The organism is Bradyrhizobium sp. C9, assembly GCF_002532045.1.
Classification (GTDB): Bacteria; Pseudomonadota; Alphaproteobacteria; order Rhizobiales; family Xanthobacteraceae; genus Bradyrhizobium.
Window position 1 is genome coordinate 69920 of record NZ_NWTG01000022.1, and the last position, 12152, is coordinate 82071.

General features: G+C 65.5%; 12 protein-coding genes. 10 read left to right on the forward strand and 2 right to left on the reverse strand.

Features of this window, described 5'->3' with window-relative positions; translation table 11 throughout:
* Window positions 1-25 precede the first annotated feature (25 nt).
* Window positions 26-973: a hypothetical protein gene (locus CO675_RS31250; RefSeq protein ID WP_245453007.1), complete on the reverse strand. Its 948-nt coding sequence runs from the start codon at window positions 971-973 to the stop codon at window positions 26-28.
* Window positions 974-1231: 258 nt separating this feature from the next.
* Between CO675_RS31250 and CO675_RS31255 the strand changes: the two genes are divergently transcribed.
* Entirely contained in the window at window positions 1232-2485 is a 1254-nt protein-coding gene (locus tag CO675_RS31255; RefSeq protein ID WP_097675618.1) for a cyclopropane fatty acid synthase, read from the forward strand.
* A 20-nt stretch (window positions 2486-2505) separates the two neighbouring features.
* Here the strand turns inward: CO675_RS31255 and CO675_RS41180 are convergent, their stop codons facing one another.
* Complete coding sequence (locus CO675_RS41180; protein WP_198964809.1) at window positions 2506-2676, reverse strand: hypothetical protein; 171 nt, start codon at window positions 2674-2676, stop codon at window positions 2506-2508.
* Window positions 2677-2860: 184 nt separating this feature from the next.
* Between CO675_RS41180 and CO675_RS41830 the strand changes: the two genes are divergently transcribed.
* The 9 genes from CO675_RS41830 to radA all read left to right on the forward strand — a co-directional run bounded on the left by CO675_RS41830 (window position 2861) and on the right by radA (window position 11995).
* Window positions 2861-2983 carry a hypothetical protein gene (locus tag CO675_RS41830; protein ID WP_256437482.1) on the forward strand — a complete coding sequence of 41 codons (123 nt, stop codon included), beginning with the start codon at window positions 2861-2863 and terminating at the stop codon, window positions 2981-2983.
* Window positions 2984-3271: 288 nt separating this feature from the next.
* Window positions 3272-4780, forward strand: coding sequence for a replicative DNA helicase (locus CO675_RS31260; protein ID WP_097675619.1), 1509 nt, complete (start codon window positions 3272-3274; stop codon window positions 4778-4780).
* Between the two features lie 48 nt (window positions 4781-4828).
* Window positions 4829-6133, forward strand: coding sequence for an alanine racemase (gene alr / locus CO675_RS31265; RefSeq protein ID WP_097675620.1), 1305 nt, complete (start codon window positions 4829-4831; stop codon window positions 6131-6133).
* 30 nt (window positions 6134-6163) lie between these two features.
* Complete coding sequence (locus CO675_RS31270) at window positions 6164-6934, forward strand: exodeoxyribonuclease III (RefSeq protein WP_097675621.1); 771 nt, start codon at window positions 6164-6166, stop codon at window positions 6932-6934.
* Between the two features lie 360 nt (window positions 6935-7294).
* Window positions 7295-8071, forward strand: coding sequence for an outer membrane protein (locus tag CO675_RS31275; RefSeq protein WP_097675665.1), 777 nt, complete (start codon window positions 7295-7297; stop codon window positions 8069-8071).
* A 126-nt stretch (window positions 8072-8197) separates the two neighbouring features.
* The gene (locus CO675_RS31280; RefSeq protein ID WP_097675622.1) at window positions 8198-8923 is read left to right on the forward strand and encodes a sulfite exporter TauE/SafE family protein; all 726 of its coding nucleotides are present in this window, start codon (window positions 8198-8200) and stop codon (window positions 8921-8923) included.
* 377 nt (window positions 8924-9300) lie between these two features.
* Window positions 9301-9579, forward strand: coding sequence for a hypothetical protein (locus CO675_RS31285; protein ID WP_245453008.1), 279 nt, complete (start codon window positions 9301-9303; stop codon window positions 9577-9579).
* Window positions 9580-9802: 223 nt separating this feature from the next.
* Complete coding sequence (locus CO675_RS31290) at window positions 9803-10417, forward strand: prolipoprotein diacylglyceryl transferase (protein WP_097675624.1); 615 nt, start codon at window positions 9803-9805, stop codon at window positions 10415-10417.
* Between the two features lie 96 nt (window positions 10418-10513).
* Window positions 10514-11995: a DNA repair protein RadA gene (gene radA / locus CO675_RS31295; RefSeq protein WP_097675625.1), complete on the forward strand. Its 1482-nt coding sequence runs from the start codon at window positions 10514-10516 to the stop codon at window positions 11993-11995.
* Window positions 11996-12152: the final 157 nt, after the last annotated feature.

The window sequence follows — 12152 nt, forward strand, 5'->3', positions numbered from 1 at the left end:
GGACCTCGCGGCCCGGCGTTGGCGATTACTTCGAGCTCGGCGCTTCCGGCGGACCGGAGCCCGGCGTCGTTGGGGGCGGCGGCGGAGGCGGCGCGGCTGCGGTTACCGGCGGCGCGGCGGGCGCCGGCGCGGGAGAAGCGGCAGCGGCCGGCTCGGGCGCAGGGGAAGCGGCGGGAGCCGCGGGTGTGACCTGCGGAACCGGATCCGATCGCACGGCAGCCGGCTCGCTACCAGCATTGCTCTTCGGCGCATCGACCTTGGCCGTGTCGGGCTGGCCGGCAGGCTTCGCCGGCTTCTCGGCCTCACCCTTGTCTTCGCGTTTGACAGCGGTCTGGGATTTGGGCTGGTCGCCCGCCGCCTCGCCCTTGGGCGCCTCGTCCGACTTCGGCTCCTCGACCGGCTTGCCGCGACGGCCGTGCTTCTGGCGAGATGGCTTGCCTTCGCCGGCGGCCTGCGGGGTCTGGCCATCGTCCGGCTTGGCACCATCAGGCGCCTCGCTCGGGCGCGCCATGCGCCGGCCGTGGTGGGCGGGGCGCCCTTCTGGATTCAAACCGTCGGCATCAGGCTTCGCGCCTTCCTGTGGCGCCGCACCCTGACGCTGCCGGCGCGACGGGCGCTCGGCCGGCTGCTCCGGAGACTGGTTCGCCTCCTGCCTGGCGTCCCGGCCCTTGGCCCCCCGGGGGTTATCCTTGGCCTGGTAACGCGGGTCGTTGGCGCCGTTCGAGATCAGATAGGACGCCAGCACACCGGCCATGTCGCTCGACGTCGTGTAGTGCTGGCGCAGGAAGCCCGGCAGCGAGCCGGCCGGCACGGTCTTCAAGAGACCGCGCGGGCTCTTGTGGCAGGCCGTGCAGGTATTGGCGAAAATCTGGGAGGGGCTTTTGCCGGCCTCGAGGTTTTGCGCCTGCGCTGATACGGCCGACAGGCCAATCAGAAGCGTCACCGTCGCCAGACTGAGGGCTCGGCTCAACATTCCTTAAGTCTCCAGATTCCGGAAAAATCGCCGCCTGCGCCTCATGGATCGGCCGCGGCGGTCACCTTTTATCCGATTATCGCGCGAATGGAAGCGCGCGCGTGACGCATCCACGCAATTGTCACATTTTGGAATATCGGCTTTGAGCACAACGCAATAGCGCGATCCAATTCCCTGCCTATCTTTAGTTCGGGGACACATTGGAGTGATCAGCTCCGGTGGTGTCAGTGTGCAGCTTGCCGTTCCGTTGGTGCTTCGATGGACCGATTGTTGCGATTTTGCTTGGGGCGCTTCATCCGCCGCGGTTCGATCACGTTCACGACCGCGAGCGGCGCTCAATTCACCTGCGGTGACGGCACCGGCATGCCGGTCGCCGCACGGTTCATGACCAGGGCCGCGGAACTGCGGGTTCTGGTCGATCCCGAGCTGTACCTCGGCGAAGCCTTCATGGACGGCACGTTCGTGGTGGAGCAAGGCACCATCGCCGACGTGCTGGCCGTCCTGATGGGCCAGGCGGCGATGTTGCCGAACTTTGCCAGGCTGCAGGCCTGGCTGCGCTTCCTCGGACGACGCGCCCAGCAGCTCAATGTGCGCGGCCGTTCCAGGAGCAATGTCGCCCGCCATTACGACCTCGACGGCCGGCTTTATTCCCTCTTCCTCGACGCGGACAAGCAATACAGCTGCGCCTATTTCGAGACGCCGGACGCAACGCTGGACGACGCCCAGCTCGCCAAGAAGCGCCACCTCGCCGCAAAACTCCTGATCACGCCCGGCCACCGCGTCCTCGACATCGGTTCCGGCTGGGGCGGGCTCGGGCTCTATCTCGCCGAGATGAGCGGCGCCGACGTCACCGGCGTCACGCTGTCGACCGAGCAGCTGCAGATCTCCAACGCCCGGGCGGCGGAGAAGAACCTGGCGCATTCAGCGCGCTTCCTGCTGCAGGACTACCGTGACATCCCCGGCCCGTTCGACCGCATCGTCTCGGTCGGCATGTTCGAGCATGTCGGGGTCGCCTTTTACGAGACCTTCTTCAAGCGCTGCGCCGAGCTCCTGAGCGATGACGGCGTCATGATGCTGCACTCGATCGGCCGCTCGACCGGTCCCGATGTCACCAGCCCCTGGATCCGGAAATACATCTTCCCCGGCGGCTACATTCCGGCGCTCTCCGAGGTGATGCCGGCGATCGAGAAGGCAGGATTGCTGATCTGCGACATGGAGATCCTGCGCCTGCACTATGCGGAGACCCTGAAGGCCTGGCGCGACCGCTTCATGGCGCGGCGCGAGGAGGCCGTGCGGCTCTACGACGAGGCCTTCGCCCGGATGTGGGAGTTCTATCTGGCGGCCTCGGAGATGTCGTTCCGGGTACAGAACATGATGAACTTCCAGCTGCAGCTGACCAAGCGCCAAGGCATCGTGCCGATGACCCGCGACTATATCGGCCGCGAGGAAGCTCGCCTCCGGCTCAAGGAAGCCGGCGCCGCAAAGCCCCGGCTGCAACTCGCCGGCGAATAGGTCTGAAAGCGCGGGTACCGCTAGTTGCGCAGGCTGTAGGCCGAGCCGCAATGGGCGAAGGTCGGCGACGGGCGCGCCAAGTGAACCGCGACGGCCGAAATCAGGTCGATGTCGCAGGGCACGTTCCGGAGCTCCGGACGCGCCGCCTGCTCCATGGCGTCGACAAGCGACGCCAGCCAGCGGGGGTCCATGCCGCCTGCCCGGCCAAACCTCAGTCGCCCTGCCTGAAACTCTCGAGCCATCGTCGCCGTATCTCTCCTGAGCGGAGACAACCCGGAATCCGCCGGGTCGTTCCCGCGAACCTGCCGCAAAGAAAATGCGACAGGTGTGATCTGCTTCACAGAGGTCTGTTCCGGGCTGTCGTAGTGGTCCGGAATGACCCGAGAACCGCACCAGACGATGTTGGACCCGCAACGCGACCTCGTGACCGACTACGCCCTGATCGCTACCGGCGTGGCGGCCGCCTTGATCGCGCTGGCTTTCCTCATCCTGGTCTGAGGAACCGAGGCCAGCACGACCTCACTGCCGGTTGGTGCGCGGCAACCGGAAAAAGGTTCAGCCTCTCCCAATTTGCCAACGACATTCGCTGACCGGCCGGACGACGCCGGTTTTCGACCGAATCCTCGTCAAGCGGAATGCATCCGGCGGCCGCGGATTCACACATCGCGTTGTGTGAATCGTGCATAAGAAACATCCGTCCTTTCGCTTCGTGCCGGGCTGGCGCTTGATCGCGGCCCCACAGCCGAAAATCTCAGTAACGACGAAATCAGAAGAATAAGCTCGTCCATGGCCTTGATTGATTCGAACGTCCACAAGCTCGCGCCCGACGCTGCGTCCCCGACCTATCGGAGCGCGCCGCACAACATCGAAGCGGAACAGGGGCTGCTGGGCGCGATCCTGGTCAACAACGACGCCTTCTACCGGGTCTCCGATTTCCTGGAGCCGAAGCACTTCTTCGAAGCCATTCACCAGCAGATCTATGAAACGGCCGGCAGCCTGATCCGGATGGGCAAGGTCGCCAATCCCGTTACCTTGAAGACGTTTCTGCCAGCCGAGCTCGACCTCGGCGGCATGACGGTCAGCCAGTACCTCGCCCGCCTCGCCGCCGAAGCGACCACCATCATCAACGCGCAGGATTACGGGCGTACCGTCTATGATCTCAGCCTGCGCCGCAACCTGATCCAGATCGGCGAGGAGATCGTCAACGTCGCCTACGACGCCCCCGTGGATTTTGCCCCGCGTGCGCAGATCGAAGACGCCGAACGGCAGCTCTACAGCCTTGCCGAGACCGGCCGCTACGACGGCGGCTTCCAGCGCTTTGCCGATGCCCTCACGGTCGCCGTCGACATGGCGGCCAAGGCATTCCAGCGCGACGGCAAACTGTCGGGCATTTCGACGGGGCTGCGCGACCTCGACACCAAGATGGGCGGATTGCAACCAAGCGACCTGATCGTGCTCGCCGGCCGTCCCGGCATGGGCAAGACCTCGCTCGCCACCAACATCGCCTACAACATCGCCAAGGCCTATGTTCCCGAGGTGCAGGCCGACGGCACCACCAAGGCGATTAACGGCGGCGCAGTCGGTTTCTTCTCCTGCGAAATGAGCGGCGAACAGCTCGCCACCCGTATTCTGGCCGAACGCACCGGCATTCCCTCCAGCCATATCCGGCGCGGCGGTATTTCCGAGCTCGATTTCGAGAAGATCCGCGACTGCTCGATCGAATTGCAGTCGCTGCCGTTCTACGTCGACGAAACCGGTGGTCTCTCGATCTCGCAGCTCACCGCGCGCGCCCGCCGCCTCAAGCGGCAGAAGGGCCTCGACCTGATCGTGATCGACTACATCCAGCTGCTGCAGGGCTCGGGCAAGAAGGGCAACGACAACCGCGTGCAGGAAATCACCGAGATCACCACCAATCTGAAGGCGCTGGCGAAGGAGCTCAACGTCCCCGTGATCGCGCTGTCGCAGCTCTCGCGTCAGGTCGAAAACCGCGACGACAAGCGGCCGCAGCTTTCCGACCTGCGTGAATCCGGCTCGATCGAGCAGGACGCCGACGTCGTGATGTTCGTGTACCGCGAGGAATACTATCTCGCGAACAAGGAACCACGGCCCGGCACCCCGGAGCACGCCACCTGGCAGGCCGAAATGGAGCGCGCGCTCGGCAAGGCCGAAGTCATCATCGGCAAGCAGCGCCACGGTCCGACCGGCACCGTCGAACTGCACTTCGAAGCCAGCGTCACCCGGTTCGGCGATCTCGCAACGGACGGACAGGTCCCGGATCGTCCCCCTGCCTACTAGCGGAGAGGTACAGTTGAAGGCGGCCCGCCCCGCTTGTACAACTGAGCCATGAACATCGTGACCGACGCGAAATCGCAGCTGACGCCCGAAGCCAGTCTGCTGGCAGCCCATCCGACCGCCACCGGCATCCTCACCGTCGACCTCGACGCCATCATCGCCAACTGGCGCAAGCTCGAGAAGACTGCGGTACCTGCGGAATGCGCCGCCGTGGTCAAGGCCAATGCCTATGGCTGCGGCGCCGAGCAGGTGTCGCGGGCGCTGGCCAAGGCCGGCTGCAAGACCTTCTTCGTCGCCACCGTCGAGGAGGCCGCCGTGGTGCGCGCGGCCGTTCCGCAGGCGACCGTCTATGCGCTCGGCGGCTTCTTCCAGCAGACCGGCGACGCCTACGCCAAGATCGACTGCAAGCCCGTCATCGGCGATCTCAACGAGCTCGCCGAATGGGACGTGTTCTGCCGACGCTCCGGCTGGTCCGGCGGCGCCGCCATCCATATCGACACCGGCATGAACCGGCTCGGGCTGACGGTCAGCGAAGCGCAAGGCATCATCCCGCGGATCAATGCCGGCGATCACGGCATCACGCTGGTCATGAGCCACCTCGTCTCCGCCGAACTGCTCAACAATCCCGCCAATGCCAGGCAGCTTGCGAGCTTCCGCGAGATCGCGAGCCTGTTCACCGGCGTGCCGGCCTCGCTTGCGAACTCCTCCGGCGTATTCCTCGGCGCGCAATTCCAGTTCGAGATGGTGCGGCCGGGCTGCGCGCTCTACGGCGTCAACCCGACGCCGGAGGCCGACAACCCGATGCAGCAGGTGGTCGACCTCAAGGCGCGCATCGTGCAGATCCGCAACATCGATCGCGGCGAGACCGTCGGCTATGGCGGCACCTGGACCGCGCGGCGGCCGACCCGGCTCGCGATCATCTCGGCGGGCTATGCCGACGGCTATTTCCGCGCCGCCAGCGCCAATGACGGCACCCGCGGCGCTGAGGTCGTGGTCGCCGGCAAACGCTGCCCGATCGCCGGCCGCGTCTCGATGGACCTGATCGCGGTCGACGTCACCGATCTCGACAAGAATGCCGTGCGGCGCGGCCACATGGTGACGCTGATCGGCGAAGGCATCACGGTCGACGAGGTCGCGCATCATTTCGGCACCATCGGCTATGAGGTGCTGACCAGTCTCGGCCGCCGCTTCGTGCGCATCTACAAGGGCGGCGATGCCGTCGCCGCGCGCAGTGACACTGTCGCCGAGAAGGGCGACGCAGTCACCGAGAAGACCGAGCCCGCCGCTGCGCAAGCGGCGCCACCAACCTTGCCGACAGCAGCGCCGCCCGCGCCGCCGCCATTGCCCTCCGCCTGACGACGTGACCAGTCGCGATTGCCTGACCGCATGAAGATCGCGACCTTCAACATCAACAACGTCAATCGCCGGCTGCCGAACCTGCTGCGCTGGCTGAAATCGGCCAAGCCCGATGTCGTCAGCCTGCAGGAGCTGAAGGCGAGCGACGCCGAGTTTCCCGCTGCCGCGCTCGAGAAGGCCGGTTACGGTGCGGTGTGGCAGGGACAGAAGACCTGGAACGGCGTCGCCATCCTCGCCCGCAAGGCCGAGCCGGTCCTGATCCGCACCGCCCTGCCCGGCGACCGCGACGACCATGAGGCGCGCTACATCGAGGCCGCGGTACGCGGCATCGTCGTCACCAGCCTTTACCTTCCGAACGGCAATCCGCAGCCCGGCCCGAAATTCGATTACAAGCTGGCCTGGTTCAAGCGGCTGCGCGCCCACGCCGCCAAGCTGCTCAAGCAGCAGGTCCCCGTGGTGCTCGCCGGCGACTACAACGTCGCGCCGACGCCCTTCGACATCTATCCGACCCGCTCCTGGGATAAGGATGCGCTGATTCAGCCGAAGAGCCGCGCCGCGTTCAAGGCACTGGTCGATCAGGGCTGGTGCGATGCGCTCCGCACGCTGCATCCGGATCGTCAGATGTTCACCTTCTGGGACTACAAGCGCCAGCGCTGGCCGCGCGATGCAGGCCTTCGGCTCGATCACCTTCTGCTCAGCCCCGACGTCGCGGCGCGGCTCGCGAAAGCCGGCGTCGACCGCGACGTTCGTGGCGAGGAAGGCGCCAGCGATCATGCGCCGGCTTGGGTGGTGCTGAAGTGATCGATGGCGAACTTTGCGCCTCGTGATGGTCGCGACGCGGATCGGATGATGCCGCACACACCACCGTCGTCCTGGCGAAAGCCAGGACCCATAACCACCGAACTTGATTGTGAACGGGATCGCGGCCCCGGCGTCGCACAATAACTAAGACTTGGGGTAATGGGTCCTGGCTTTGGCCAGGACGACACCGAACGTGTTGCACGGCCTTTGAATCATACTTCGACAGCCGCCCGGTGCCAGCGAATGCGGCCGGATGTGGCGGACCGGGTACAGCCGGAGGTGGCGCAAATCGACTAGCCTGCCACCGATTTGATTCATGCATTGGGGCTGCCCGTGAAGACATATTTCGTCGCCGCATCCATGCTCATGCTCGGCATTGCAGGCGCGTCCGCCGCCGATCTCGCCGCCCGCCAGTACACCAAGGCGCCCCCGATCGTCGCCGCCACCACCGACTGGAGCGGCTTCTATGTCGGTGCCAATGGCGGCGGCGGCTGGAGCCGGAAGTGCTGGGACATCGCGCCCTTCGCCATCAGCAATCCGGCGCTTGGCGTCGTGAATTTCACCGGCCCGGAAGGTTGCCACACCGCGAGCGGAGCGACCGCCGGCGGCCAGATCGGTTATCGCTGGCAGCAGGCGGCCTGGGTGTTCGGGGTCGAAGCGCAGGGCAATTGGGCCGACCTCTCCGGCTCGAACCCGTCCACGGCGGCGTTGTTCGCAGGCTTCGCCAACCGCTCGAAGATCGATGCCATCGGCCTGTTCACCGGGCAGGTCGGCTATTCCTGGGGCGCCTTCCTGCTCTACGCGAAGGGCGGCGCGGCCGTCGTGCGCGATCGCTACGAGAGCTTCATCACGCCGGCCTTCGGACCCGGCGTGCCGGTCGGCTTCATCGCCGACCGCGGCAGCGAGACGCGCTGGGGCGGCGCGATCGGCGCCGGCGCGGAATATGCGATCGCACACAATTGGTCGCTGGCGATCGAATACGACCATCTGTTCATGGGAACCAACAACGTTCACATGACCTACGATCCGGTCTTCATCGCCCAGCTCAACCATGACGAACGCATCCACCAGGACGTCGACATGGTGACGGTGCGCGTCAACTACCGCTTCGGCGGCCCGGTCGTCGCGAAATACTGACGCGGCGCGCGACGACCCGTCTCCGGTCCAAGGCGCCTTGCGCGCTCTCGAACCGTGAGGTCACACTGAGCCTTCGTTGTCGAGGCACGCATTCGGCGTGGCTCGGGATCATATCCCGGAGTGCGCGTGGGCTTCCTGTTCGTCCTCATCGTCGGCCTCGTCGCCGGCACCATCTCGGGCATCGTCGGCACCGGCTCGTCGATCATGCTGATGCCGGTGCTGGTCTATCAATATGGGCCGAAGCAGGCGGTGCCGATCATGGCGGTCGCGGCCGTGATGGCCAATCTGTCGCGCATCCTGGCCTGGTGGCGCGAGGTCGACTGGCGCGCCTGCGCCGCCTACTCGATCACCGGCATTCCGGCCGCAGCGCTTGGCGCGCGCACCCTGCTCGCTCTGCCCTCGCACGCGGTCGATATCGCGATCGGCGTATTCCTGATCGCGATGGTGCCGGTGCGGCATTGGCTGGCGCAGCACAGACTGAAAGCCAATCTCTGGCATCTCGCAATCGGCGGCGCGCTGATCGGCTATCTCACCGGCGTCGTGGTCTCGACCGGTCCGCTCAGCGTGCCGCTGTTCTTGTTCTACGGCCTGGACAAGGGCGCGTTCCTCGCCACCGAAGCGGCAAGCTCGCTCGGGCTCTATGTCAGCAAGTCGGTGACGTTCGAGCGGTTCGGCGCGCTGCCCCCCGACATCGCGCTGAAGGGCCTGATCGCCGGTGCCTCGCTGATGGCCGGCGCCTTCATCGCAAAGCGCTTCGTGCTGCAGATGAAGCCGGAATCGTTCCGCCTGATCATGGACGGCATCATGCTGGCGGCGGGCACGGCGTTGTTGTGGTCCGCAATGACGTCGTAGGCTCACGGGCATGTCGTAATTCTACGGGGCTCTGTGCATACTTGGTGGTGTGTTGTGTACCTCCAAAGAGCCTCATTGAGCGCCCGGTTCCCGGTGTTATCCGGATTGCCTCCATCCGGCGACTGCGTTTATGACGATCTCATTACTTGATCGTTTGCTGACAAGCACTTTGCTCTAGCAGGCATCACGGGATTGATCGACGACCCGGATGCGAATCCCGAGGAGTCAGGCAGCACAAGGGGCGCAATCGAGCGCGCACCTCAGCGTCTGATGTCGGCCTGAGGGATTCGGATCTCGGGATCGCAAGTTGAAGCATTCGGACGAGCGGGTTGTCAGAACCCGCGACAGGCGGGAAAGGCAGACGCGCGATGCGCAAGATGATGATGACGACTGTGGCGGTCGTGACGTTCGCTGTCGCCGGCGCGGCTCTCTGGCCGACAGCGAAACCCGATGTCGGGCAATTCGGGGACAGCGTCTACGAGACGATCTGGGTCTGGCGAATTCCGGCCTACGCCAACAATCCGTCCTGGCGCGTGCGCTGGAGCTGGAGCGATCCGCTGCATGCGCAGGCAAGATGCTGCCGGGCGTTGCCGACCGGTTTGATGCCGCGCGAGACTCCGCGGCTGCTGCTGTCGGGGCGAGACATCCGCGTCTAGACGCGGCACGCGCGCAAAATCGAATGGCGTCTTGCGACAGCGCGCAGATCGACCGAACCTTCGAAGCAGCAGTTCCCGTGCGCCGAAGCGCATTTGATTCAAATTCGCGCTGTAGTTGAACTTACTTTTTATCCTTAACCAGAAACCTGATCTTTGATTTACATCTGCAAGATGCGGTTTACCTTGTCTCCGCGAACACAGCGGATTCAGGGACGACAACAAGATGCGCCAGTTAAGCCTCACGCTGTCATTGGCCTTGTTTCTCGCAGCACAAGTTTTGAGCGCCGCCGCCGACGATGCGAAACCGAACCAACCAGGTTCCGCTGCCGCCGTTGACCGCGTCGCCTGTTCCCTGCAACCAAAAGCTGAGGAACCGTCCGATCCGTCGTCGACCTCGGCGATCCCTCGCACTGAAAAATTCGTCGCGCGGGACCATTTCAAGGAGAACATCGCCTCCAGCGCGCCGGTGAAGATCTCCTGGCTGGGTGCGACCTTCGCGCAACGCTTCACGAACAAGGTCGAGAACGAGACCGGCGGCGCATCGTTGCAGACCTTCGTCCTCAGCGCAGCCTCGAGCGACAAGGACATCCTCGCAAGACTCGGTCCGAGCCACGAGAGCCGGTTGGCCGACGTCTGGTGCAGGTTGCAACAGCAGCCCAATGGCAACGGCGGCACGCTCGAGATCAACGCCAAGCCGAATGTGTTTTATGTTCGCGATATCGCAGGCGAGCTCGGCGCCGTCGACGTGCTCTGGGGCGGCGTCGGCTGGGAGATCGGCGCAAGCCCGGTCGGAGACAAGCCGCGATGGCCGGCCGGAACGCGGGTCTTCTCTCGCTGAGCCTGTCCTTGCATCAGGAGCTGAGGGTTCGACGGATCGTGCGTGGCACCCGAACCGTGCTATGCATCATGCGCGATAGCGCGACTCACCTGCTCCATGGCCAAATCCACCCTCTCCTTCGTCTGCCAGAACTGCGGCGCGGCGTATAATCGCTGGCAGGGCAAGTGCGACTCCTGCGGCGAGTGGAACACGCTGGCCGAGGAAGACACCACGGGCTCGGTGCCGGTCTCGATACGCAGCAAGCGCAAGGGGCGGACGTTCGCGCTGGAATCGCTATCCGGCAAGACCCAGGACGCGCCGCGGCTGTCGTCGGGCATGGCGGAGCTCGACCGCGTCACCGGCGGCGGGTTCGTCCGCGGCTCGGTGCTGCTGGTCGGCGGCGATCCCGGCATCGGAAAATCCACGCTGCTGACCCAGGCAACCTCCATGATGGCGCGCGCGGGCCACCGCGCGGTCTACATCTCGGGCGAAGAGGCGGTCGCGCAGGTGCGACTGCGCGCCGAGCGGCTCGGGCTCGCGGACGCGCCGGTGCAGCTGGCGTCCGAGACCTCGGTCGAGGATATCGTCTCGACGCTGTCGGAAGGCGCGGTGCCGCGGCTGATCGTGATCGACTCGATCCAGACCATGTGGACCGACACGGTCGAATCCGCGCCCGGCACAGTGACCCAGGTCCGCGCCTCGGCGCAGGCCCTCATTCGCTTCGCCAAGAAGACCGGGGCTACGATCATCCTGGTCGGGCATGTGACCAAGGACGGCCAGATCGCCGGCCCCCGCGTGGTCGAGCACATGGTCGATGCCGTGCTGTCGTTCGAGGGCGAAGGCTCGCAGCAGTTCCGCATCCTGCGCTCGGCGAAGAACCGCTTTGGCGCGACCGACGAGATCGGCGTATTCGAGATGACCGGGCTCGGACTGCGCGAGGTCACCAACCCCTCGGAATTGTTCCTCTCCGAACGCGAACTCGGCAGTCCCGGTACCGCGGTGTTCGCCGGCATCGAGGGCACCCGCCCGGTCCTGGTCGAGTTGCAGGCGCTGGTGGCGCCGACCTCGCTCGGCACGCCGCGCCGCGCCGTGGTCGGCTGGGATCCGAGCCGGCTGTCGATGGTGCTGGCGGTGCTGGAGGCGCATTGCGGCGTCAAATTGTCCGGACATGACGTCTATCTCAACGTCGCGGGCGGCCTACGCATCCAGGAGCCGGCTGCGGACCTCGCAGCTGCCGCCGCGCTGGTCTCCTCGCTTGTGAATGCGCCCTTGCCGACGGATGCAGTCTATTTCGGCGAGATTTCGCTGTCCGGGGCGATCCGGCCGGTGGCGCAGACCCCGGCCCGGCTGAAAGAGGCCCTCAAGCTCGGCTTCGGCCGCGCCATCCTGCCCGAATCGGCCCGCGGCGATGGTGGCGGCGATAGCGGGCTCGCGCTGAACAGCGTCGGCAATCTGACCACGCTGGTCGCCGAAATTGCCGCGCGCGGAACACCCAGAGGCGGCAGAGCCGTACCAAGGGACGACCAGGGTGGCTCCCGGGGCGCTGATGCGGCTGAGAAAAATGCCACACCGGCCCGATTCCGTCGCGAGACCAGCTAAAGCGGGCGTGACGTATCAGCCCCCCGCCGCTATACATCCGGCGCGCGGGACAGGTGGTGTTGCGGCCTTGCCGAATGCCCCCGATGCGCCTCAGTTAGGACGGCACCGACTTTGCCGATTCGCGAGCCCTTAACAGCGGACCCAAACGTACCAGCGG

Bases quoted from the DNA above. Each gene is read 5' to 3' on its own strand.
- CO675_RS31290 (WP_097675624.1), top strand. From the start codon at position 9,803: ATGCGCCAGTTAAGCCTCACGCTGTCATTGGCCTTGTTTCTCGCAGCA.
- radA (WP_097675625.1), top strand. From the start codon at position 10,514: ATGGCCAAATCCACCCTCTCCTTCGTCTGCCAGAACTGCGGCGCGGCG.
- CO675_RS31255 (WP_097675618.1), top strand. From the start codon at position 1,232: ATGGACCGATTGTTGCGATTTTGCTTGGGGCGCTTCATCCGCCGCGGT.
- CO675_RS31285 (WP_245453008.1), top strand. From the start codon at position 9,301: ATGATGATGACGACTGTGGCGGTCGTGACGTTCGCTGTCGCCGGCGCG.
- CO675_RS31270 (WP_097675621.1), top strand. From the start codon at position 6,164: ATGAAGATCGCGACCTTCAACATCAACAACGTCAATCGCCGGCTGCCG.
- CO675_RS31275 (WP_097675665.1), top strand. From the start codon at position 7,295: ATGCTCATGCTCGGCATTGCAGGCGCGTCCGCCGCCGATCTCGCCGCC.
- CO675_RS41180 (WP_198964809.1), bottom strand. From the start codon at position 2,676: ATGGACCCCCGCTGGCTGGCGTCGCTTGTCGACGCCATGGAGCAGGCG.
- CO675_RS31250 (WP_245453007.1), bottom strand. From the start codon at position 973: ATGTTGAGCCGAGCCCTCAGTCTGGCGACGGTGACGCTTCTGATTGGC.
- alr (WP_097675620.1), top strand. From the start codon at position 4,829: ATGAACATCGTGACCGACGCGAAATCGCAGCTGACGCCCGAAGCCAGT.
- CO675_RS31260 (WP_097675619.1), top strand. From the start codon at position 3,272: ATGGCCTTGATTGATTCGAACGTCCACAAGCTCGCGCCCGACGCTGCG.
- CO675_RS41830 (WP_256437482.1), top strand. From the start codon at position 2,861: ATGACCCGAGAACCGCACCAGACGATGTTGGACCCGCAACGCGACCTC.